This window comes from Paenibacillus tritici (genome assembly GCF_018207515.1).
Classification (GTDB): domain Bacteria; phylum Bacillota; class Bacilli; order Paenibacillales; family Paenibacillaceae; genus Paenibacillus_AQ; species Paenibacillus_AQ tritici.
This window is the reverse complement of sequence record NZ_CP073365.1, coordinates 1278970-1302621: the sequence shown is the minus strand read 5'-3', so window position 1 is coordinate 1302621 and position 23652 is coordinate 1278970. Positions and strand designations below refer to the sequence as shown.

The window sequence follows — 23652 nt, the reverse complement described above, 5'->3', positions numbered from 1 at the left end:
GATTTCTACCGCTAACAGCGGTTCAAATCAAGAAATCTGGGGATGGGCAGCGGCCGGAAGTCCAAATGTTCACCGCAGTGACGATGAAGCTTCAAGTTCAAATCTTAAGTGCGTCTTATATAGCAGAAAGGAATGTTTGCAGAATGAGTATGGGCCATGAATTAAAGATTGTATCCTTTCAGGAGCTTAGCCCTCAGCTTGTACAGCAATTAAGCAGCTTATTGATTGCTGTAGTGGAGGATGGTGCTTCCATCGGATTTCTGCCTCCGCTGGGACAGGAGGAAGCCGCAGCGTATTGGCAGAATGTCCCCGGGTCTGCTGTCCGGCTGTGGGCAGCGCTGGAGGGCGATACCATTGTCGGTTCAGTGCAGCTCCATGTGGTACTGAAGCCCAACGCTCCGCACCGGGCGGAAATCGCCAAGCTGATGGTCCATCCGGCTCACCGCCGCAAGGGTATCGCGGGAGCGCTGCTGGAGACCGCCGAGCAGGCTGCGGCTGCCGGAGGCCGGACATTGCTGGTACTGGACACCAGGGAAGGCGATCCGTCCAATCTATTGTATCAGTCACGGGGATATATAGAGGCCGGAAGGATCCCCGACTATGTGATTTCTGCCAGCGGAGGAATGGATGCTACGGTGATCTATTACAAGCAGCAGTGAACAGGCATACCTGTTCACTGCAGGATAAGTGGGACAGGGTATCCTGATTCGCCCATTTCGTTAACTAGACACTTGAGCAGACAAGCTGAAACGGCTGTACCGGTCACGAAGAATCCGTATGGCCGTTTTATTTTCGCAAGTAATGTTCCCATATCTGCTGGAGAAGCCTTCTACAGTAACCTCCCCTTCTCCAGCGGCATACTCCTGGCCGCAGCATCCGGGTTCTCGACTGCTGCCCACTTTCGGTGGATTGAGAGGGATTTATCCCTTTCCTTTCTACGCGTAGCCTGCTTTGGGCGGATTCAGAGGGATTTATCCCTTTCATTTCCACACGTAGCCCACTTTCGAGGATTCGGAGGGATTTATCCCTTTCCTTTCTACGCGTAGACCACTTTGGGCAGATTCAGAGGGATTTATCCCTTTCATTTCCACGCGTGGCCCACTTTCGACGGATTCGGAGGGATTTATCCCTTTCATTTCCACACGTGGCCCACTTTCGACGGATTCGGAGGGATTTATCCCTTTCATTTTCACGCGTGGCCCACCTTTTTTTGGCCGCGCCTGCTGAATTCAGGTGCACTAATGCTCCTCATTGGCTCAGTTGGCCCGCATCCAGTAAATTCAGGTGCACTAATGCTCCTCCTTGGCTCATGTAGCCCACATCCGCTGAATTCAGGTGCACTAATGCTCCTCCTTAGCTCATTTAGCCCGCATCCGCTGAATTCAGGTGCACTAATGCTCCTCCTTGGCTCATGTAGCCCGCATCCGCTGAATTCAGGTGCACTAATGCTCCTCCTTGGCTCATATAGCCCACATCAGTTGAATTCAGGTGCACTATTGCTCCTCATTGGCTCATGTAGCCCACATCCGCTGAATTCAGGTGCACTCCGAAGCCCTTCTGGAGGCGCAGCAGGTGCATGAACGTATCCGCGATATCGTGTCGGCCTTAATTCACGCTTACCGGGCAACGGCTGTAAAATCCTCCAGAGCCCGTCCTTGTCTCAGCTTATCAATGATCGTCAGCAGGAAGCTCTCCGCGAGACTGCCTTGTAATATAGCCTCCGCAGCTTCCTCCAGCGTGAACCAGGCGGCATGATCCAGTTCGTCACTCATCGCGCTTAAGTCCTCCGTGTCCGCCACACTAATGAAATTAAGCATAAGCGTATTGGACGGCGCGAAATACTGGCTGCGCATATATTCATAGGCAATGACCTCTAGGCCCGCTTCTTCCTTCACTTCACGGACCAGAGCAGCTTCGGCGTTCTCTCCTTTATTCACATACCCGGCGAGCAGGATGTAATCCTTGCGTGTATATTGCTGAATGAGCAGAATTCTGTCCAGTTCCCGGTTCAGTACAGCTGTACTTATCGCTGTACTGAACACAGGGAACCTGAACATAGCACATGCTTCACAGTACGGCACCTCTCCCTCCCCGTTACATTCCTTCAGCACCAGCCGGCTTCCGCATTCCAGACAAAATTTCAACCCTATCACTTCTTTCTGTATTTGTTCCCTGCGGACAGGGTTTCTTAAGAGACTGTGGAATATACTATAAGGGGCCCGTCCACACGGGCAGTATTACATCACAGAGATGGAGGGAACTACACAACATGAACATTATTAATTTCGCGCATCGCGGCGCATCCGCAGTCGCCCCGGAGAACACAATGGCGGCATTCCGTAAGGCTCTTGAGCTTGGTGCAACCGGCATCGAGACAGACGTACAGCTGACGAGTGACGGAGCTGTGGTAGTCATTCATGACGAAAGTCTCAACCGCACCACCACAGGCAGCGGTTATGTGAAGGATAAGACGCTTCGTGAAGTGCTGGAGGTCGATGCAGGATCCTGGTTCAACCCTGAGTTCACGGGAGAACGGATTCCGACACTGGACGAGCTGCTGGATCTGCTTCAGGGCCGGGAGACGATTCTTAATATAGAACTGAAGAACGGGACTTTCCTCTACCCCGGCATGGAAGAAAAGGTCATCGCCGCTGTCCGGGAACAGGGCATGAGTGAGCGGGTTGTCATCTCCAGCTTCAACCATTACTCCCTGGCCTACTGCAAGTCCCTGGCACCAGAGATCCGTACAGGTATTCTATACGGGGAGGGGCTGTACCGCCCATGGAATTATGCTGCGTCCCTGCAGGCGGATGCACTGCATGCCCATCATTCCTCGGTTCTGCCGGAGTTCGTCAATGCAGCAGCAGAGAAAGGTGTAGTCTATCATCCCTGGACTGTAAATGATCCCGAGCGGATGCAGGCCTTGATCGAAGCTGAGGTAGCGGGGATCATCACCGATTATCCGGATGTTCTGGCCGGGCTTCTGGCAGCCAAGGGAGTCTGAAAAAATGATAACAGGCGTAAGCATTAAACTGCTTACGCCTGACATAACCCTGTTATTGTGCCCTTGAGCTGCTAACCAGCTTCACGGGCGGAACATGACTCTCCTGCTTGTATACAGCATAACGACCGCTTCCAAGCTGCTTCGCATTGTACATGGCGGTATCCGCTTCCTGGAGCAGCCGTTTCGGGTTGAGTCTGCCCTGGCTCATCGTGATGCCGACACTGGCGGACACGAATAATTCCTGCGCCTCCAGCTTGTAGTTCCGGGTGATGTATTCCAGAACCTTAAGGGCAAGCTGTTCGGCTTCCTTCCGGCTGCAGCGTTTGGCGATAATGACGAATTCATCTCCGCCTACCCGGAAAATATGCCGTTTGCCTTTGCGGGTGAACTGCTGGAGGCTGGTACCGACAGCCTCCAGCAGCAAATCCCCTGTATGATGGCCGAGGGTGTCATTGATGGACTTGAAACGGTTCAGGTCCAGATATAATACCGCAAGCTGCTCGCTTGCTTTGCAGTGATCCCAGAAATGATCCAATCCGTTCTTGTTAAGCAGACCGGTCAAGGTATCCCGGTAAGCCAATTCCTTCAATTGCTCACGCTCCCCAAGGAGCTGGCGCAACCGCAGGAACAGGTACAGGATACCTGCGAGTGTCAGCAGATACAGCGCCAGTGCCATGAACAGGCTCCCGTCTTCAGGAGCGGAACCGGACAGGGATCTCCTGCCGAGCAGGTGCATACCCCCAAGGCCGGCACTAATAACCAGAACAACAAGACTCGAGCATACCGCCCGGGTTCTTTGTTGTTGCCTGGAGAAGTTCCGGGTCAGTCTGTACGCACTGTATACAGTCACGACGCCTATCAGTAGGGATAGAATCGTCAGCATATAATTACGGGCCTCTTCCATTAATCCTGCGCCCTCCTTTTGTCTATCATAGAATCCATCACTTTCAAGCGCTACTGTACATGGTCAGACTAAACATTTTCTGAACATCACCGGCTGGGTATGCCGGGCCTGTCTATCTATACAACATCTATTATCGGCAGAACCTGTATGTTTTTGAGCGGGAGGTCTCTTCTATTCATCCATATGTTCTGCGCTATTGTAGATTTCGCAGCTCCAGCCACCCTCTTCTTGTACAAGACAGGTGATAGAGGTATTCTTCAGCAGAATGCCAACGTCAAGTGAAGGCACCAGCCCGGCCAGCGTACTCCGCAGAATGGCACCATGGCTGACGATGAGCACATTGCTGCGGGGATGGCGGTCAGCAATCTCTTCGATAGCCTTCACCCCCCGTTCCCGTGCCACCTCCTGACTCTCCAGCTTCATATCCATCGTCTTCCACTGGCTGCCGAAGCGCTCCACCCGCTCTTGCTCGGTGGTTCCTTCAATTAATCCGCCATTCATTTCCCGCAGGCCCGGAACCATACCTGCCAGCGGAATCCCCAGCTTCCCGGCGATTACCTCTGCCGTCTGCCTGGCCCGCAGCAGATCACTTGCATAGATGTACTCCCACGATTCCCTGCTGAGCCGTTCCGCAAGTACGGCAGCCTGCCGGAAGCCTTCCTCGTCCAGAGGGTTATCCGTGTGCCCCTGTACCCGGCCCTCCTGATTCCAGCGTGTGCTGCCGTGCCGGATTAAGCCTATCCTTGTCATCGTCGCTAACCGCCTTTTATTCTGATATCCATATGTCATCCCATTATAAACTAACCGCCCCCTGGATGCATGCTCCATTGACGGTAACGGGAGACGATTATATGATGGTATCTCAACTGATACTGCTATCATTCTAAAGGAGATTCTGTGTACTATGAGAAAAATACTTACCCTCTTCACCGCCTTCTGTCTGCTGGCGGCACTTCTTCCTGCATTGCAGAGCGGGGCCGCTGCGGCGCCGCAGACCAAACTTGCTGCATATGTGGACAAGGAGAATCACTCCTTCATCCCGCTCCGCTCTCTTAACGAATTCGCCGGGATCCAGTCTGTCCTCGCCGCTTCCGGCGGCCAGATCCAGATCACACGCGGGGATACTTCCATTACCTTCAATCCAGGTGGAGGTGCCACAGTTAACGGCAAGCCCGCTGCATCCGGTCAGCGGCCCTTCAGTCAGAATGGGACAACCTATGTCCCGTTGTCTCTCGTAAGCCAAACGCTCGGCATCCAGCTCCAGTGGAATAGAGAAGCAGGCTCGCTTACCCTTACAAGCGGTGATGAAACTGCCACCCTGCCCGTCCAGAACGGCGCCCTGATCAAGAACGGTACGCCTGCTGTGGTCAGCGGGAAACATACATACAAGGTTGGCGGCCGCTCCTTCAGCGTGCAGACGGTTACGGTCTCTCTGCTGCATCCTTCGGTGAAGCTGGATGCCGTTCTGGCCGGCAATACCGTTGGCAAGACAGAAGCCCTGGCCAGTATTGCCAAGCGCAGTCAGGCAACCGCTGCTATCAACGGCACATTTTTCGATGCTTATACTAATGGCGCCTTCAAAGCCCCTTACGGTTACATCATCAGCGGCGGCAAAATGCTGAAGAACAGCTCCGGGGACAAGCGGACCGTCTTCTCCTATGACCGCAATCTCCTGGCTGAGCTGATCCCGGGAAGCCAGTTCCGGGAACGCTTCGACGCCGGTTCCATCCAGGGCGCAATTCAGGCAGGCCCGCGCCTCCTGGTGAATGGAAAGGTGGCCCTGAATGTGCTGGCCGAGGGCTTCAAGGACCCTAAGATCCTGACAGGCGGGGGCTCCCGCAGCGCCCTGGGTCTGACCCGCGACCATAAGCTGATTCTGCTGACCTCCGGCGGGGCAACCATTCCCCAGCTTGCAGAAATCATGAAGCAGGCCGGAGCCTACCAGGCGATGAATCTCGATGGCGGCGCCTCAAGCGGCCTGTACTACAACGGCAAATATCTGACTACGCCGGGCCGCCTGATCAGCAATGCGCTGGTTGTTCAGACTAGATAATACAAGTTCAATCTATCGTAAATACGTATGTTCATTATGAAACTGCTTTTATGGAATGGTGGGAAGATACCATGCCTAAAGTGCAGTTTCTTTTTTGTCGTAAACGCTCTCTATTATACGATTATATCAGCCAGAATAAGGAATCCCATTGCGGGGGATAATACAGGGACAACATCCAGATTTCAGCAGAAAGGGGTATCCGAGATGCCTCACAATCAGAAGAAAAGTACCCGAACAACCAAAGATCCCGCAGAGACCTCTGTACCTGCGCCGCTGCCGCTGAATCTCTCACTGGAGGCCAATTTGCAGGAAATCAGCCGCCGGATCGGTGACAGCTCGGATATTGTTATCCGTAAGTTCAATAGTGAATCCCCGCATTCTCTCTCTCTATGCTTCATCTATATTGACGGCCTGGTGAATGCCGATGCGGTTAACCAGATGGTGCTTCAGCCGATCATGGAGAATGGCGCGCTGAATGGGGGCACGCTTACAACCGGGGCGGCCTTCACCCTGATTAAGGATCATATGCTGCCGGTCGGGGGAGTCAAGGAAGGGGCAACCCTGGAAGGGCTGCTGCCCCTGCTTTTTGAAGGCTACACCCTGATTCTAATCGAGGGGCTTCAGACCGCTGTGGCCGCCGATACTGCCGGTTGGGAGAAAAGAAGCATTAACGAGCCCACCTCCCAAGGGGTTATCCGCGGGCCCAAGGAAGGCTTCACGGAAAGCCTGCGCACAGGGACTTCTATGCTGCGCCGGAGGCTGAAAACTACCGATCTGCGGATTGAGGAATATAAAATCGGCCAGCGGACCGGGACCGGCATTGCCCTCGTCTATTTGAAGGGCCTTGCCAGTGAGCAGGTGCTGGCCGAATTACGCCGCCGGTTGAACGCCATTGATACCGACGCTATTCTGGAGAGCAACTATATCGAAGAATTTATCCAGGACGGCGGTCTGACGCCTTTTCCCACCATTCAGAATACAGAGCGGCCTGACGCTATGGCCGGGGGTATCCTGGAAGGACAAGTAGGAATTATTATCGACGGTACTCCCTTTGCCCTGCTGGCACCGTCTACCTTTTTCAATTTCTTTCAATCCAGCGAGGATTACTACCAGCGGTATGATATTTCATCCTTTCTGCGGCTGATACGCTACGGTGCGTTCTTCGTATCCATGCTGCTGCCTGCGCTCTATATTGCAGTGACCACCTTTCATCAGGAGATGCTGCCGACCACCCTGCTGATCAGTCTGGCTGCCCAGCGCGAAGGAGTGCCGCTTCCCGCCTTCGCGGAGGCGCTGCTCATGGAGCTGACCTTCGATGTGCTGCGCGAAGCGGGGGTACGTATGCCCCGCACCATCGGTCCGGCCATCTCTATTGTCGGCGCACTGGTGCTGGGACAGGCTGCCGTTCAGGCAGGGCTTGTCTCTGCGGCGATGGTCATTGTCGTCTCTTTTACCGCGATCTCGAACTTTGTGATCCCGTCACTCGCTATCGCTAACTCCATCCGGCTGATACGCTTTGTAATGATGTTTATCGCCGCATCGCTTGGGCTGTTCGGCATCATGTCCTTCTTGATGGTGCTGCTGATTCATATGGCGGGCCTGCGTTCCTTCGGGGTGCCCTACCTGTCTCCGGTAGCGCCGATGATTCCGCGTTATCTGAAGGATATCTTCATCCGCGTTCCGCTGTGGAGCATGGACATACGTCCTAAGACTAACCTGGGTAAAGAAACCCGCAGACAAGCACCGCACCAGAAGCCCAAGCCTGCGGAAAGCGCGAACGGGCCCTCCCGGGAGCAGCAGAATCCGCAGGGGGAGGGGCCGGCATGAACGGAAAAATCGGCACTACCCAGGCAGCCATGCTCATCGTCAATACCATATTGCCGACGGCCACCGTCGTGCTGCCCATCATTATCAGCACTTATGCCGAACAAGATGCACCGCTGGCCATCATTATGTCCACTCTGGCCGGTCTGCTGATTGCCGCCATCGTCGGGACTGTGATTCGCAGCAGCAACGGCGCTCCTTTTCTGGACTGGGTCGGGGAGAAAAGCTCTCCGGTTGTCTCAACCATCCTGGGCCTGCTGATGCTGCAATTCTATCTGGATACCTCGGCAACGATCCTGCGCGAATTCGTCAATTTCATCAAAGACAATGTACTGATCAACACGCCGGTCACGGTGCTCGTGATTCTGATTCTGTGCATTTCAATCTATATGGTAAGACAAGGCATCGAAGCCATTGCCCGGGTGAACAGCCTGGTTATTCTGCTCTACCTGTTCTTCGCACCGTTGTACCTGTTCGGGTTATATCATGATCTGAATGTGCACCAGCTGCTGCCGATGTTCGATCATACCCTGGCGGAGCTGACACTGGCCAGCCTGACGCCAACGGCCTGGATGTCCGAAGTAGCCGTGATGCTGTTCCTGGCACCCTACCTGAGGTATCCGCAGCGGGCGCGGATCATCGGCTGGACGGGCCTGCTGTTCGTCGCTACGCTGATGATGCTCTCTCTGGTCTCCGCTCTGATGGTATTCGGAAGCCAGTTTATCAAGCTGACGGCCTATCCGGGCTTCTCCACCGTGGGGATCGTCCGTATCGGCCGGTTCGTGGAGAAGCTGGATATTCTATTCATCTCCTACTGGGTGCTGTCGATCTATCTCAAATTCGGGATCTTCCTGTTCGTCACGGTAGAGTGCTTCAAGCAGACGTTCCGGGTCAGCAGCAGCCGTCCCTTCATCGGGGCGCTGGGTCTGGTCATTGCGCTGGAATGCCTGTTCTCCTGGCAAAGCTCAGCCGAGCTTAATGACTACAACAAGGAAGGGCGGTTCGTGGTCTTCTTCCTGTTCAATGTGCTGGTTCCGCTGGGGGCGGTTCTGTTGAACAGGGTGCAGAAGGCCAGGTCCAGGCGGAAGGAGCTGGAGACATGAAGAGCAAACAGAGAACCCTGCTGTGCCTGATCCTCTGTCTTCCGCTGCTGTCTGTTCTTCTCTCCGGCTGCTGGGATGACCGTGAGCTGAATGAACTGGGCATTACCTCCGGCTCGGCCTATGACTGGGAGAACAATCAGTGGAAAGCGACCTATCAGGTGATCAACCCTTCATCGGGGGCCAGCGGTATGGGTGGCGGCGGTGGCGGCGGTGGCGGCAGTACCAGCTCACCGCCGTTCCTCACCTTCACCGTCAAAGGCCGGACGATCATGGAGGCCATTGAACGAACCAATCTGACCAGTACGCGGGAGATGTTCTTCTCCCACTCCAGAATAACCGTCATTGGCGAGAGCCTCGCCAGGCACGGGATTAATCAGCTGATTGATATGTTCCTGCGCAAGCAGGATGCCAGGGAAACTGTATTCGTATTCATAACCCAGGGAGAAGCCGGGGATATCCTGGATCAGCTCATGCAGATGACCAAAAATCAGGGGGCCGGTATCCAGCTCATGATTGAACAGGAAGCGAAGCTTATGTCCTATTATCCCGGAACCCGCCTGTATGAGCTGGCTATGGCCCTCTCCTCCGAGTCAAGAAGTGCCGTATTGCCGGAGATTCTCCTGACCGGTCCCCAGACGATGGATGAGACGAGCGAGACAGGCGTTACAGATCTGCCTTCACGCCTGGCGCTGGGAAGACTGGGCGTCATCAAGGGGGACACGTTCGTGGGGTGGCTTAGCCAGAAGCAGGCTTTTGGCCTCTCTTTTCTGACCAATAACATCGACTCTGCGACCCTCGCCTTCGCCTCTCAGCCCACGAAGAGTGACAAGCTGGACGCCTCATTTATTCTGCAGAATTCGGCTACTACGGTCCATCCCGTCTGGGATAAGGATCATTATGTGATGAATATTGAGGTCCAAGGCAGCGGCGTACTCACCGAGCTTGGGAGTGTCATGGATCTGAATGACCGCAAGGCCATCCGTGAGATGGAAGCCTCTCTTGAACAGCAGGTGCTGAGTCTCGTCAATGATTCATGGACAGAGGTCAAGCGGCTGGGTGCCGACGTTACGGGATTTGCCGTGAGAATCCACCGGAGCGACCGCAAGCGCTGGAAGCAGATCGAAGAGGAGAAAAGCTGGGACCGCATATTTCAGGAGATTGAGATCCGCCCGCAGGTCTCGATCGAGATTGAACGGACCGGCCTCAGCAATAAATCGTTCAAATCCGTCCAACAGGAGTAAAGGAGCCTATCTATGAAAATAGCTATAACTCTAATACTCTACGCGATTGCTTATCTCTGGGGGTGGACGAAGCTGCGCGGAGAAGGCCGCCGCCTGCAGCGGCTCTGGTTCGGCTGTATTCTTGGCTACTGTGCCTACATTAACCTATGCGGGATAACCAGAACCCCTCATGTATCACTGAGCCTTCTATATACGGCGTTCTTCCAGCCTGTCGGCAGAGCCATCATCTATTGGTTAGGAGGCTAATTCGTAATCATGCCCAACAAAGAACAGGTCTCTTCCCTCCAGATTGCGTTCATGATTATGCTGTTTGAGATCGGCAGCACGCCATTGTTCCTACTCGGAGGCACGGCGAAGCAGGACTCCTGGCTGGCGATGTGTACAGGCTCCGCCGCCGGATTCATCCTGCTTCTGCTGCTGATGTGGATTCAGTGGCGCTCTCCGGGTACAGACCTGATCGGGATGCTTAAGCTCCATTTCGGCAAGCTTCCGGGAGCCGTCATCGGCGGGGTCTATAGCCTGTATTTTGCCTATCAGTCCATGCGTAATGTCCGCGATCTCGGTGAACTGACGGCGATGACCATGCTGCCAAGAACACCTATGTCTGTCACGATGCTTGTTTTTGTGTTGCTTGCGCTATACGCCATCTGGAAGGGGGCCGAGGTTGTATTCAGGCTGCCCGAGGTCCTGCTGCCGGTGATGCTTGTCTTCTATATCCTGCTCGTTATCATGCTTGGAATAATGGGGGCTATCGACTTCGGCCGTCTGTCCCCTGTCCTTGGGGGCGGGCTAATGCCGGTGATTGAAGCTGCGCTGCCGGAAATCGTCTCGTTCCCCTTCGGGCAGATGATTGTTTTTTTGATGCTGTGGTCCTTATGGGAGAAGCCCGGGCTGCCTGTAAAATATACGGTGAACGCTTATCTGCTCATCAGCCTGTTCCTGATCTTCATGAACGCGCTTAATGTGGCGGTCCTTGGCCCGGCTATCGCGGGAATCAGCCAGCTGCCTTTTCTCAAAACCGTCCGCACCTTATCCAATCTCAAATTCGTGGAACGGCTTGATATCCTGGTAACCGCCCAGCTCTTCGTGGGGCTGCTGATCAAGATGATGATCTTCTATTTCTGTTCGGTAAAAGCCATGACCGGGCTGACCGGCAAACCCGCCAAATGGTGGGTGTTCCCCGTGGGTGCGGTTATCTACGGCGCTTCCTTCCTGGAGCGGGACTATACCCAGCACATTGCCATCGGCCTCGGGCCAAGCCTTAAGCTTGACCCGGTATTCCAGGTCGCCATTCCGCTGCTGCTGGCGGTTTCTATCTGGGTGCGCGGGCGGTTCGGGCAGAACGAATCTTGAACAAGGGAGCAGCCGCTGCGTTTCCGGCTACTGGTCGAATTTCAGATTTTGCGGCTCGGACGGAAGGTTCTCTGCTCCCGAAGAGCCATCCGTTACAGGAATATCCTTACCCACTTCCTCAAATTCACACTCCCCCAGCCACACCTTCCCGCTTCCGCACAGCAGAATTCCAATGTTGATAATATCAGCTTCGGGCGGAATCTCCAGCACGCAGGCATAGTGATTCCATTCCGTGGTCCCTTGTATGCTTCTGTTCTGCATATTGTCGAACGCCAACAGCTCCTGCTGTCTGTCATCAACCCTCATCCAAAGACCGCACCAGCCGGTGACATCCTCCGTTCTGACGAACCCGGAGAAGCGCATCCGTCTTCCCAGATACTGGCCTGCCTGAAACTGCTGCATTAATGTCCCGAATACGTTGGCGTCCGGCGCAGTTTCTTCTATAGACTGAAGCTGCATGGAGGGACTTGTCTTATAGCAGATCCGCGGATCTATTCTGACCTCATATTTCTCGGGGTTCGTTCCGGTAACTTTCCAGCCTGTAATCTCTGTCATTGTGTAGACCTCTCTTCCCTGAATCAATAATCTCACCTGCGATCTGTACTGGGCAGGCGGCAAAGCGTAGATTTCCTTGAAGGCCCTTGTAAAAGCTTCCTGGCTCTCAAAGCCAAACTGCAGCGCAATATCAAGAATGCGCACCTCGGAATACAGCAGGAGATTGGCCGCTTGGCTAAGACGGCGGGTTCGGATATATTCATGCACATTTTTATTCACATATTTACGGAAAATCCGGTGAAAATGAAATTTGGACAACCCCGCAGCCTTGGCAACCTTCTCCAGATCCAGCTCTTCTTCTAAATGCTGTTCAATATATTCAATGCTCTTGTGAATCAATTGGTAGTACAATGTCTCACCTCCTCCGACAACTAGAAGTATATAGCAGGTACCGGGACCTTTTTTGATAAATCTTGCTGTATTTTTTCTTTCCCGAGGGCAACATTATTGTTGCAAGGACAAATTTATTTACTTATACTAATATTGTGGCAGGCTGCAATATTCTATGCCCTGCACAATATACTATACAAGTGCATACTTCATACTAATGGATAACGATTCATTTATTATTTTTAATACGAAAGTAGGAGATGGTATGGCTGGAGCCGTAATTCCATTGTCAGAAGCCGTGAACGGCAGCACGCTGCGCATCAGCGGCATCGAAGTTCAGGGTGTGCTGCGGAGAAGACTGCTGGATCTTGGATTTGTCGCCGGGAATAGCGTGGAAGTGCTGCGGCGCAGCCCGCTTGGAGACCCTACGGCTTTTCGGGTTAGCAATACAACGATTGCCCTGCGCCGGGAAGAGAGCTCCCTCATCTACGGGGAACTGATTGGGGGCGGTGAAGGATGAGCCGCTATACGGTCGCTTTTGCAGGCAATCCCAACACAGGCAAGAGCACGCTGTTCAATCTGCTGACGGGTATGCGCCAGCACACCGGCAATTGGGCGGGCAAAACCGTGGTCACCGCCGAAGGACAGTTCACCCATAAGGATCATACTTACCTGGCCGTTGATCTTCCGGGCACCTATTCCCTGTACTCCAATTCCGCCGATGAAGAGGCCGCGCGCGACTATATTATCTTTGAGCAGCCTGATGTCACGCTGGTGGTTCTGGATGCAACCTCGCTGGAGCGCAACCTCAATCTTGCCCTGCAGGTGCTGGAGATTACCGGACGCGCGGTTGTCTGCATCAACCTGATTGATGAAGCCCGGCGGCTGGGCATTGATATTAATCTGAAGGCGATCGCCAAAAGACTCGGGGTTCCGGTAACAGCTATTTCTGCCCGGGGCCGGATCGGCATTGAAGAGCTGCTGGATCAGATCGCGCGCGTGGCTACCGGTGAATTCAGGGCTGAACCGCTGAAGATCACCTATAACGATGAGATTGAGCAAGGTATTGCGGAGCTGATCCCGATGGTGGAGCAGACTGTCGGCGCAAGATATCCGGCGCGCTGGATTGCCCTGCGGCTGCTGGACGGTGATCACAGCCTGCTTGCTTCCCTCAAAGCCCATATGGGCCGCAAGAATATTCACGTAAGCGAGGAGGTAGCCAGCCATGGAATCACCGCATGCCATTAACGGCCGCGACCCGATGGATTCCCTGCTCACTGCCGCGAAAAAGCTGGCTGACCAGGGGGGAATCCGCGATGAGATTGTCAGCGGAATCTATGGTGTATCCGCAGACATCTGCAGGGATGCCGTCATCTACCAAGACAAGAAGAAGCTCGGCAGCACCTATAAGCTGGACAATATCGTTACCTCCAGGATCTGGGGCTTCCCCATTATGCTTGCCGGGCTTGGCCTGGTCTTCTGGATTACGATTGCCGGAGCCAATTATCCTTCGAGCTGGATTGCTTCCTTCTTCAGCTGGATCGAAGGCTACCTGACCTTGGGCTTCGAGGCGGTTCATGCGCCGGCCTGGCTGCATGGCGTTCTTGTCCTCGGACTGTACCGCGGAACCTCATGGGTCATCAGCGTCATGCTGCCGCCCATGATGATTTTCTTCCCGGTGTTCGCGCTGCTGGAGAATTTCGGGTATCTGCCCCGGGTAGCTTTTAATATGGACCGCCTGTTCAAGAAATCCGGGGGGCACGGCAAGCAGGCCTTGACGATGTCGATGGGCTTCGGCTGTAACGCCGCGGCTATTCTGTCCACCCGCATTATTGAATCGCCTCGCGAACGGATGCTGGCCATTCTGACCAACAACTTCGTTCCGTGCAACGGCCGCTGGCCGACACTTATTCTGCTCTCTTCCATGTTCATGGTCGGGGCTGCCACCACCGGGGCACTGCGTACCTTTTCCACTGCGCTGGTATTGATGGGGATCGTACTGGTCGGTATTGTTGTCACCCTGAGCGTATCGTGGGTCATGTCCAAAACCGCGCTGCGCGGTGTCCCTACCCACTACACCCTTGAGCTTCCGCCTTACCGCCGTCCGCAGATCTGGAAGACGATTGTCCGCTCCTCCAAGGAGAAGTCGCTGAATGTACTGACCCGTGCCATCATCGTAGCCGCTCCGGCAGGCATTATCACCTGGATTCTCGGCAATGTCTTCGTCGGCGGAGAGAGCGTGCTTAACCATATGGCGGCTTGGTTCGATCCGTTCGCCCAGCTGCTCGGCATGGACGGATTCATCATCATGGCCTTCATTCTCGGCCTGCCAGCCAACGAAATTGTGCTGCCGATCCTGCTGATGGGCTATATGTCCTCCGGGGCTATGGTCGATATCGAAGGCCTGGGCAGCATCAAGGATATCTTCCTTAGCCACGGCTGGACCTGGCTGACCGCGCTGAATATGATGCTGTTCTCCCTGCTCCACTACCCATGCGGCACCACGCTGGTGAACATCTACAAGGAGACCAAAAGCATGAAGTGGGCCGTACTCTCCGCTGTGATTCCACTCGCCATCGCAATCGGCGTAACCTTCGCCGTGGCTTCGGCGGCCCGGCTGTTCGGCTGGGTGTGATGCGGGATGTGGCGTGATGCGGGATGTGGTGCGATGCGGGATGCGGGATGTGAAGTATGAGATGCGAAATATGAGATGTGAGCACCGCGCGCGGGGGATGCTGCTTGTCTATGCAGCACCCCGCGCGCGGTGTGCGTCTGTCCCCCGTATTTGCCCCCCACATGACAACGTTCATGACGCTACATATAAATGAGAGCTAATAAATGAGAGCCACACTAACGAGTACCACACTGATGGGAGACACACTAACGAGAATCACACTTATGGGAGACACGCTAACGAGAGCCACACTGATGGGAGACACACTAACGAGTGCCACACTGACGGGAGACACACTGATGGGGGCTAACCAACGGGAGCTAACCGGGACGTTACCCGCTCCCGCCACAAACAAGTTAACGAGAACCACACTAACAAGAGTCACACTGATGAGAGCCACACTGATGAGAGCCATACTAACGAGTGCTAACCGGCACGATACCGCGCTCCCGTCACAAACAAGTGGACAAACGTATCTTAATTTGCCAATTTCCGAACAATGCAAGGAAGCAAGTGGAAAAAGGGCATCTACTATTGGCGGTAACGGGCACTTTGGGCAAAATGCGAGAATTTAAGTGCTGTTTCTCCAACTGCTATCCAGAAGCGCCCGATTCGTTCATCAGCAAGTGGAGGAAATCCATCTGTTTTCGGTCAACACACGGGTAAAGTACAAGGACATTAAAGTACCAGAACGGGTAAATCACAAGAACAGTAAGGTAACAGAACGTTAAAGTGCCAGAACCAGTAAAGTAACAGAACGTTAAAATGCAACAACTTTACAGTACAAGAACTGAAGGTACAGGACTGTTAGGTACACGAGCATATTTGTTTAACCTCCCAAGTCTTCCACTTAGCTTTCGCCCCCTTTGCTTAGCTCCCCTTCATTCGCTCTTCCCCTCCGTTGTACCTCCCGCTCAAACCCTGTCAATTACAACCAACAAATTCCAAATAAGGGGTATTCCATTCCTCTCTCACAACCTTCCATCGCGGTAATTTGACTCCCTTTCCGCTAAATGATAGGGTGATTTGGAAGCCATAATATTACCTTGGAGGGATGTTCATGACAGCAGTGAAGCTCAGTATTGATTACGATGGATTTGAAGAAGGCAAGCGGATGGAGACGGAGATTGAACGCTTAAGCGCAAGCCCGGAGGCAGCTGATCTGACCAGTCTTACGATTGGCGACTGGGGACAAGCCTATGAGAACAGCTCAGAGGAAACCGTCCAGGCGCTTGTGAAGCATAGCGCAAGCTTCCCGGCACTGCGTAAGCTGTTCATCGGTGAAATGGGCTACGAGGAATGTGAGATCTCGTGGATTACCCAGAGCGATCTCTCACCGCTGCTCCCTGCTTATCCGGAGCTTCAGTCATTGACGATCCAAGGGGGCACCAGTCTGCGGCTAAGCCAATTGCAGCATGAGAAGCTCGAAGAACTGATTATTATTACAGGCGGACTCGGCAAAGTTGTACTGGCCGATATTGCCGCCTCAACTCTGCCTAATCTGCAGAAGCTTGAACTATATCTCGGGGTGGACAACTATGGTTTCGATGGCGGACTGGAAGACCTCTATCCGCTTATTGAGCCTGCAAAGTTCCCTAAGCTTACCTATCTCGGACTCAAAAACAGTGAAATCCAGGATGAAATTGCCTCAGCCTTGGCGGATGCGCCGATTCTGGATCAGCTCCACACCCTTGATCTGTCACTGGGAACGCTTAGTGACACCGGTGCTGAGGCTCTGCTCGCCAGCGAGCGGATCAAAGGACTGAAGCTGCTCAACCTGAGCCATCATTACCTGTCTGGTGAGATGATGCTGCGCCTGAAAAACAGCGGACTGCCGGTCGATATCAGCGACCAGCAAAAAGCCGATGACGATGATGACTGGCGTTATCCGTCCATCACTGAATAATGCCGGCTTCAGAGCCGTTGATTGTCTTCTGTAGTCCCGGCGACAGGCGCTCGGCAGGCATTCAGCAGGCGCGGCTGCGCCTCGGGATGCCCCCCGCGCTCCTGATTCCGTACGCCGGGCTGCTGGAGGGCCAGCCGCTGGCCGATCTGCTGGAGCAGGCTGTGCAGCAGCAGGTCCGGGACGGAATGCCGGAACAGGCGGGGCTGCCCACACCGGGGCTGAACGGAGCGCCGGGGCGAGCGCAGCTGGAACAGCCGGATTCCCTAGACGGCAGCAACGGACGTCCTACGCCGGATTTCCCGGACGGCAGCGGCGGACGCCCCGCGCTGGATTCCCCAGCGCAAGCAGGCCCTCCGCTGCTACGGCTCGAATCTTCCGACGGCAGCTTCAGCAGGCACCCCGCGCTGGATTCCTCAGCGCAAGCGCGCCCCCCGCTGCTGCGGCTGGAATCTCCCGGCGGTAGCTTCGGGCTGGAACGGGCACTCATCGCGCTGGGCGCGCCGGATGCGCCGGATACGGACGACTCGCTGCACCCGTTCGGGCAGCAGCCGGACCTCCGGCCGCTGAGCTTCAAGGCGGCCGCAGCCCTTAAGGACATGCCTGGGGTGCTGCATCATCCATCCCAATGGTTCCGCGGCTACTGCCGCCTGCTCGCACGCATTCGGCGGGAGGCCGGGCAGCTCCTGCCAGCCTCCCGCTGGACCAATGATCCGGCGGAGATCGCCGCCATGACAGATAAACGCCGGACCCAGCAGATTCTGGCTGAGGCAGGCGTTCCTGTGCCCCGGCCGCTCTGCGGCAGCGGCGGGCAGGCCCCTGTGGATTATGCCTCCCTGCGTGAGCTCATGCTTACGCAGCGGATGCACCGCGTGTTCATCAAGCTGGCCAGCGGCTCCGCAGCCTCCGGCGTTATTGCTTATCAGCTCAACCCGGCAACAGGAGCCGAGGTGGCCGTTACCACCATCGGGGTCGAGAACTATATCACCCGTCCCCCGGTATATTATAATTCCGGCAAGCTGCAGCGCTATACGGATTCGGCCCGCCTTGCCGGAATCATCAACTGGCTCTACCGCCACGGCGCTTATGCCGAGCAGTGGATTCCGAAGCCCGGCATAAGCGGGCATTCCTTCGACATCCGCCAGCTGGTGGTTGCCGGTGAAGCCTGCCATGCCGTCGCCAGGGTCAGCACCACACCGATTACGAATCTGCATCTGCGCAGCCAGAGGATGACTCCGGCGGAAGCGGGTCTCCCGGAGGAAATGCAGGCCCAGGTACGCCGCAGCGCGGAGGCGTCGCTGGCGGCTTTTCCGCGCTGCTCTATCGCCGGGATTGATGTGCTGGTGGGAAGCTCCGGGCGGACATATACGGCGGATGTGAACCCTTTTGGCGACTTATTGTACGATGTTGAATACCAGGGCTGCAGCACCTATGAATGGGAAATGAAGCAGCTCTCCGGGAGGAACCTGTCCCTATGACAGATATGAATGCCGTCGTCGGCACCCACGATATCTTAATGATTACACTCGATACCCTGCGTTATGATGCGGCTGTTCTGGAGGAGGCGAATTGCCCTAACCTCTGCGGCAGCGGCTCCTGGGAGCAGCGGCATACCCCCGGCAGCTTCACTTACGCGGCTCATCACGCCTTCTTCGGCGGCTTCCTGCCTACTCCGGCCACTACGAATAAGGCGGAGCATGTGCGGCTGTTCCATTCCAGGAATACCGGGATGAAGACCCATCCCCATACCTGGCTGTTCGATACGCCGGATATGGTGTCAGGGCTGGCGGCGGCCGGTTATCAGACGGTGTGTATCGGAGGCGTCATCTTTTTCAGCAAAAAAGTGCCTCTCGCCCGTGTCCTGCCCGGCTACTTCCAGCACAGCTACTGGCGGATGACGTTCGGGGTGACGAACCCCCGCTCGACGGAGCATCAGGTCAACCACGCGCTCAAGCTGCTGGGCAATACCCCGCTGGATCAGCGGCTATTCATGTTCCTCAATGTGTCAGCGATCCACGGCCCGAATCATATGTTCCTTCCGGGTGCCCGCCGGGATTCTGTGGACAGCCAGCGCGCGGCCCTCCGCTATGCCGACGGAGAGCTGGGGCGGCTGTTCGATGCGTTCCGTGAGCGCGGGAATCCGGTTCTTTGTCTGGCTTTTTCCGATCACGGTACGGCTTACGGCGAAGACGGCTATCAGGGCCACCGGCTGGCGCATGACACGGTATGGAATGTTCCTTACCGCGAATTCATGATGTAACAAGTTAATCCAAATCTGATCCCGCACAAGGAAGGAGAACGTATGACGTCCATCCGGCAATCTCTGCACCACACGAACCAAGACGGACAACCTCCCTTCTCTTCAGGGGAGCTTCAGCAGTGGACCGGGCAGATTACGGCCCATCCCTACCGCAATTATCTCTATTCCTATCCGCACAAAACCGCTTACCGCGAGTTCGCCTCCCCCCTCTCTTTAGCGGAGCTGTGGCGGGATGAGCCTGCGGAGAGTTTCTTCTTATATATGCATATTCCCTTCTGCGGCGCCCGCTGCGGCTTCTGCAACCTGTTCACGCTGCCCGATAAAAGAGCGAATGTCCACGCCGAATACGTGGATGCGCTGGAACGTCAGGCGAAGCAGTGGGCCGCCTTCACCAGACACAAGCCTTACGCGCGCTTCGCCATCGGCGGCGGCACACCAAGCCTGCTGGCCCCTGCGCAGTTGAACCGGCTGTTCAGCATCGCCACAGATATTATGGGAGTAGACCTCAGCACCACCTCCATCTCCGTGGAGACCTCGCCCGAGACTCTGACCGAGGAGAAGCTGTCGATTCTGAAGGAGCATACGGTGGACCGGGTCAGCATGGGCATCCAGAGCTTCGTCGCCGCCGAATCGGCTGCCATCTACCGGCCGCAGGACCCGGAGGTGGTCTACCGTGCGCTGGAGCTGCTGGGCCAATATGATTTTCCGGTCCTCAATCTGGATCTGATCTACGGACTCCCGGGGCAGACGGTGGATTCCTGGCTCTATTCGCTGAATCAGGCGCTGCTGCAGGAACCGGAGGAAATCTTCATCTACCCGCTCTACACCCGTGAGCATACCATTGTGAAGCCGGGCGATCTGCTCAGCCAGAGTGATATCCGCCATGACTGTTATCAGGCTGCATGTGCGCTGCTGGCAGCGCATGGCTACCGCCAATATTCGATGCGGCGGTTCGCCAAGGAGGATGCAGGAACCAGTAAGGAGCTTCTCGATTACAGCTGCCAGGAGGAAGGGATGGTCGGCCTCGGCTGCGGCGCGCGGTCCTATACCCGGAATGTACATTATGCCTCCCGCTACGGCGTCAGCCGCAAAGCTACGGAGAGCATCATCGCCGATTATGTTGCAGCTGAGCGTTACGATACGGCCGATTACGGCATCGTGCTGAGCCTTGCGGAGCAGAAACGGCGCTTCATTCTAAAAGCCATCCTGCACAGCGAAGGACTCACCGTGGCAGATTACAACCGGCGGTTTGGATCTTCGCTGTGGGAAGATCATCCCGAGCTGGGCCTGCTGGTGCAGAGCGGGTTCGCTACGGAGGAAGAGGGCATTCTGCGGCTGACACCGGATGGGCTGGGATACTCCGATTCGATCGGGGACTGGTTCATCTCCGGTGAGATCAGGGAGCAGATGCAGGAGTTCATCGTGCCATGAAGGCGGTCCTCTACTATCGCGGCTCCCTCTCTTCCTGTAACTACGACTGCCCTTACTGCCCCTTCGGCAAAACCAAAGACAGCGCCGCCACCCTCGCCAAAGACCGTGCGGGCCTGGACACCTTCGTTCGCTGGGTATCGGAGCAGGAGGCGGCAGGCCACCGTCTGTCTATATTCTTCAATCCTTACGGTGAGGGATTGACTCACCGCTGGTACCGTGACGCGCTGATTACGCTGTCCCATATGGAGCATGTGGACAAAGTCGCCATCCAGACCAATCTGTCAGCCCGGCTTGACTTCACCGCTGAGCTGAACCCGGCCAAAGCTGCCTTCTGGGCGACTTATCATCCCGGTCAGGTGAGTGAGGAAAAGTTCCTGGCGCAGTGCATGACGGTATACCGGCAGGGCATTCCTTTCAGTGTGGGCAGTGTGGGGTTGCGCGGCGCTTTTCCGGCCATTGCCTCGCTGCGGGCCGCCTTGCCGGAGGATGTCTATCTGTGGGTGAACGCCTACAAGGACAAGCCGGATTATTATACCGCTGAGGACATAAGCTTCCTTAGCGGCATCGACCCGCATTTTCAGATTAATGCGGTGGACTACGACAGCCTCGGCGCAAGCTGCAACGCCGGCCGCAACGTGTTCTATGTGCAGGGGCCCGGCCTGGTGAAACGGTGCTACAAAGACCGCGCAGTCATTGGCAACCTCTACCGTGACGGACTGGAAGGACTGGCTGCCCAGCGGAGCTGCCGCATGAAGGTATGCGACTGCTACATCGGCTATATTCACATGCCGGAGCTTGGTTTGGAGCAGGTCTACGGCTCCGGCCTGCTGGAGCGGATTCCTTACGGCGCGGGGCTTCTTCCCGCCCTGAAGAGATCATTCCCCATGAACTGAGGAAATGAAGGTTCCGCAGGAACCGGGTGCGAGGAGTGGCTATCGCCTTAGCTCCAATGAGCTGAAACATGGCGGCAGGACGGCGGATCGCGAATAGTTGTATTTCGTACATCTAAAATCAGGTTTAAACATCAAATTGTTCTGATAGGTGTATTCTGTACAGCTAAAATTGCCGTAAAGTGGACTTTCGAGGTAATACGGACTTTTTAAGTGTAGAAAGTGCAACTAAAGTGCTTGCCTTCCGTTATCTGATGATTTTAGTTGCATCAAATACAGTTATATTCCGGTGGGGGCCATAAGCGGGGTTCATCAGCAAGGTCCATAAGCGAGGTCCATAAGCAAGGTCCATAAGCAAGGTCCATAAGCGAGGTCTATAGCTAAGGTTCCTTAGCTTGGCTTCATGCCTAAGTATAGCCCGCTCCCGAAACGTTACCGTTCAACTGGCTCCATTATTATAGCAATTGTGACTATCTATAACGACATGAGACGGAGGACAGAGCAATGACGGCTCAGGTACATGCACACACACCTAATGGATTAACGATCTGGCTTACCGGTCTGTCGGGGGCAGGCAAGTCCACGCTTGCCGCACTGCTCACAGACCGGCTGCGGGAACAGGGGCAGGCGGTGGAATGGCTGGACGGCGATGAGCTGCGGCGCAGCCTGGGCCGGGGGCTTGGCTTCAGCCGTGAGGACCGGTTCGAGAATATCCGCCGGGCCGTCTACGTCGCCGGGCTGCTGAACCGGCATGGCGTGATCACTGTGGTCTCGGTGATCAGCCCTTATGCCGACATGCGCAGCTATGCCCGGCAGGAGCTGCCGGGCTTCGTGGAGGTCTATGTCGACTGCCCGCTCCCCGTCTGTGAAGCACGGGATGTCAAAGGGCTGTACGCCAAGGCCCGCACCGGTGAGATTCCGTGCTTCACCGGAATCTCCGATCCTTACGAGGCTCCGGCTGACCCGGAGCTGACGCTGCACACGGCGGAGCGTACGCCGGAACAATGTATGGAAGAGCTGATAAGCTGGCTGACAGAGCATAGGCTTTATCAGCTCTGATGGAAAAAGAGCAACGGAATAAGGAGGGGCGATAATGCCCCTCCTTTGTTTATTTGGCGTGTATCTGCTGCATTCAGGGGCACTAGTGCTCCTCATTAGTTCATTTAGCCCGGATCCGCTGCATTCAGGGGCACTAGTGCTCCTCATTCGTTCATTTAGCCCGCATCCGCTGCATTCAGGGGCACTAGTGCTCCTCATTCGTTCATTTAGCCCGCATCTGCTGCATTCAGAGGCACTAGTGCTCCTCATTCGCTCATTTAGCGCGCATCCGGCAAATTCAGGTGCACTTCAGCTCTTCCTATGCCCATCGCTCCCCGTCCGCTGCATTCTGGAGTTACGGATACTCCAGATGCTCTAGATTACTTGCGCGAATTAGATTAGCGGCGCAGGAGAATCAGTGCGGCGGCTCCAAGGACTACGATTCCGGCACCCGCTCCGGCGTATGGCAGCCAAGATGCAGATGTGGGTTCAGGCTCAGTTGTTGGGTTATTTTCAGAAGCTGGATAGTTAGTTGAGGTTGGATGGTTACCAGAGACCGCCCCTTGATCGTCAGCGATCCCAGGCGGCTCCGTGGGCGAGCCCCCCAACATCCCTGCACCAAGCGCGTTCAGATCCTCCTGCGCTCCAGAGAACAGCGCCGTCCGGCTGCACAGGCTGACCGTAAGCTTAGTAGTGGTTCCCCCATTGCCCTCTGCTTCCTCTCCACTTGCATATACCATGTAGCGTTCACCCTCGGTGAACTCGAATCCGCAGCTCGCATCCGACAATGCCGTCGTTACAGTCACCTGCTCCCCCACTTCTCCCTTCCAGCGGGAGCCTACTTGAAAGGTTACTGACACCGGGTCCATGCTGGACTGCATAGGCTTAACTTCCTCTTCAATCCTGACCACCGTTCCTTCAAAAACAGCCGCACTCTTCTCCATCGCCTCCAGCGGCGGAGCTGGCATGACACAGGAACAGGCATACGTTACCTGCGGGCGAACAGTCAGCAGCGTTATGAAGACCATCAAGGCACAGAGAAGCATGAGCATAACGCCCCGGATTTTCCTTATCGCAAACATCGCAATC

The 23652-nt window shown here is 55.4% G+C and carries 21 protein-coding genes and 1 pseudogene; 17 read left to right on the top strand and 5 right to left on the bottom strand.

What is annotated here, in order from left to right; translation table 11 throughout:
• Nucleotides 1-149 precede the first annotated feature (149 nt).
• Nucleotides 150-659: a GNAT family N-acetyltransferase gene (locus KDC22_RS05515; RefSeq protein ID WP_211722327.1), complete on the top strand. Its 510-nt coding sequence runs from the start codon at nucleotides 150-152 to the stop codon at nucleotides 657-659.
• A gap of 957 nt (nucleotides 660-1616) precedes the next feature.
• On the opposite strand, the gene KDC22_RS05510 is transcribed toward KDC22_RS05515, so the two are convergent.
• Complete coding sequence (locus KDC22_RS05510; protein WP_211722326.1) at nucleotides 1617-2144, bottom strand: NAD(+) diphosphatase; 528 nt, start codon at nucleotides 2142-2144, stop codon at nucleotides 1617-1619.
• A 125-nt stretch (nucleotides 2145-2269) separates the two neighbouring features.
• On the opposite strand from KDC22_RS05510, the gene KDC22_RS05505 reads away from it, so the two are divergent.
• The gene (locus KDC22_RS05505) at nucleotides 2270-3004 is read left to right on the top strand and encodes a glycerophosphodiester phosphodiesterase (RefSeq protein ID WP_211722325.1); all 735 of its coding nucleotides are present in this window, start codon (nucleotides 2270-2272) and stop codon (nucleotides 3002-3004) included.
• Between the two features lie 52 nt (nucleotides 3005-3056).
• Here KDC22_RS05505 and KDC22_RS05500 read toward each other — a convergent pair whose 3' ends face one another.
• A complete protein-coding gene (locus KDC22_RS05500) occupies nucleotides 3057-3908 on the bottom strand; it encodes a GGDEF domain-containing protein (RefSeq protein WP_211722324.1) in 852 nt (283 codons plus the stop codon).
• A gap of 171 nt (nucleotides 3909-4079) precedes the next feature.
• Complete coding sequence (locus KDC22_RS05495) at nucleotides 4080-4658, bottom strand: histidine phosphatase family protein (RefSeq protein ID WP_211722323.1); 579 nt, start codon at nucleotides 4656-4658, stop codon at nucleotides 4080-4082.
• 154 nt (nucleotides 4659-4812) lie between these two features.
• Between KDC22_RS05495 and KDC22_RS05490 the strand changes: the two genes are divergently transcribed.
• The 6 genes from KDC22_RS05490 to KDC22_RS05465 all read left to right on the top strand — a co-directional run bounded on the left by KDC22_RS05490 (nucleotide 4813) and on the right by KDC22_RS05465 (nucleotide 11482).
• Nucleotides 4813-5961 carry a phosphodiester glycosidase family protein gene (locus tag KDC22_RS05490; RefSeq protein WP_211722322.1) on the top strand — a complete coding sequence of 383 codons (1149 nt, stop codon included), beginning with the start codon at nucleotides 4813-4815 and terminating at the stop codon, nucleotides 5959-5961.
• A gap of 204 nt (nucleotides 5962-6165) precedes the next feature.
• On the top strand, nucleotides 6166-7788 hold the full coding sequence (locus tag KDC22_RS05485) for a spore germination protein (RefSeq protein ID WP_211722321.1): 1623 nt from the start codon (nucleotides 6166-6168) through the stop codon (nucleotides 7786-7788).
• Nucleotides 7785-8888, top strand: a complete 1104-nt coding sequence (locus KDC22_RS05480; RefSeq protein WP_211722320.1) for a GerAB/ArcD/ProY family transporter — start codon at nucleotides 7785-7787, stop codon at nucleotides 8886-8888. The genes KDC22_RS05485 and KDC22_RS05480 overlap by 4 nt, the downstream gene beginning before the upstream one ends.
• Nucleotides 8885-10129, top strand: a complete 1245-nt coding sequence (locus KDC22_RS05475) for a Ger(x)C family spore germination protein (protein WP_211722319.1) — start codon at nucleotides 8885-8887, stop codon at nucleotides 10127-10129. Before KDC22_RS05480 ends, KDC22_RS05475 begins: the two co-directional genes overlap by 4 nt.
• Nucleotides 10130-10141: 12 nt before the next feature.
• Nucleotides 10142-10375, top strand: coding sequence for a hypothetical protein (locus tag KDC22_RS05470; protein ID WP_211722318.1), 234 nt, complete (start codon nucleotides 10142-10144; stop codon nucleotides 10373-10375).
• Nucleotides 10376-10384: 9 nt separating this feature from the next.
• A complete protein-coding gene (locus tag KDC22_RS05465; protein WP_211722317.1) occupies nucleotides 10385-11482 on the top strand; it encodes a GerAB/ArcD/ProY family transporter in 1098 nt (365 codons plus the stop codon).
• 27 nt (nucleotides 11483-11509) lie between these two features.
• Here the strand turns inward: KDC22_RS05465 and KDC22_RS05460 are convergent, their stop codons facing one another.
• Entirely contained in the window at nucleotides 11510-12388 is an 879-nt protein-coding gene (locus KDC22_RS05460) for a helix-turn-helix domain-containing protein (protein WP_246553311.1), read from the bottom strand.
• Nucleotides 12389-12632: 244 nt separating this feature from the next.
• Between KDC22_RS05460 and KDC22_RS05455 the strand changes: the two genes are divergently transcribed.
• From KDC22_RS05455 to cysC, 9 genes and pseudogenes are all read left to right on the top strand, one after another.
• Nucleotides 12633-12887 carry a FeoA family protein gene (locus tag KDC22_RS05455; protein WP_173136467.1) on the top strand — a complete coding sequence of 85 codons (255 nt, stop codon included), beginning with the start codon at nucleotides 12633-12635 and terminating at the stop codon, nucleotides 12885-12887.
• Entirely contained in the window at nucleotides 12884-13615 is a 732-nt protein-coding gene (locus KDC22_RS05450) for a FeoB small GTPase domain-containing protein (RefSeq protein ID WP_211722316.1), read from the top strand. The genes KDC22_RS05455 and KDC22_RS05450 overlap by 4 nt, the downstream gene beginning before the upstream one ends.
• Nucleotides 13593-15002 (top strand): ferrous iron transporter B, encoded by a 1410-nt coding sequence (locus KDC22_RS05445; protein WP_211722315.1) that lies wholly within the window; start codon nucleotides 13593-13595, stop codon nucleotides 15000-15002. Before KDC22_RS05450 ends, KDC22_RS05445 begins: the two co-directional genes overlap by 23 nt.
• A 1099-nt stretch (nucleotides 15003-16101) precedes the next feature.
• The gene (locus KDC22_RS05440) at nucleotides 16102-16947 is read left to right on the top strand and encodes an STM4015 family protein (protein ID WP_211722314.1); all 846 of its coding nucleotides are present in this window, start codon (nucleotides 16102-16104) and stop codon (nucleotides 16945-16947) included.
• The gene (locus KDC22_RS05435) at nucleotides 16947-18422 is read left to right on the top strand and encodes an STM4014 family protein (RefSeq protein WP_211722313.1); all 1476 of its coding nucleotides are present in this window, start codon (nucleotides 16947-16949) and stop codon (nucleotides 18420-18422) included. The genes KDC22_RS05440 and KDC22_RS05435 overlap by 1 nt, the downstream gene beginning before the upstream one ends.
• Nucleotides 18419-19204 (top strand): STM4013/SEN3800 family hydrolase, encoded by a 786-nt coding sequence (locus KDC22_RS05430; RefSeq protein ID WP_211722312.1) that lies wholly within the window; start codon nucleotides 18419-18421, stop codon nucleotides 19202-19204. Before KDC22_RS05435 ends, KDC22_RS05430 begins: the two co-directional genes overlap by 4 nt.
• 42 nt (nucleotides 19205-19246) lie before the next feature.
• A complete protein-coding gene (locus KDC22_RS05425) occupies nucleotides 19247-20635 on the top strand; it encodes an STM4012 family radical SAM protein (protein ID WP_211722311.1) in 1389 nt (462 codons plus the stop codon).
• Entirely contained in the window at nucleotides 20632-21528 is an 897-nt protein-coding gene (locus tag KDC22_RS05420) for an STM4011 family radical SAM protein (protein WP_211722310.1), read from the top strand. The genes KDC22_RS05425 and KDC22_RS05420 overlap by 4 nt, the downstream gene beginning before the upstream one ends.
• A 492-nt stretch (nucleotides 21529-22020) precedes the next feature.
• A pseudogene (gene cysC, locus KDC22_RS05415) lies at nucleotides 22021-22584 on the top strand (adenylyl-sulfate kinase); the annotation flags it as partial.
• A 377-nt stretch (nucleotides 22585-22961) separates the two neighbouring features.
• Here the strand turns inward: cysC and KDC22_RS05410 are convergent.
• Entirely contained in the window at nucleotides 22962-23645 is a 684-nt protein-coding gene (locus tag KDC22_RS05410) for a hypothetical protein (RefSeq protein ID WP_211722308.1), read from the bottom strand.
• Nucleotides 23646-23652 lie beyond the last annotated feature (7 nt).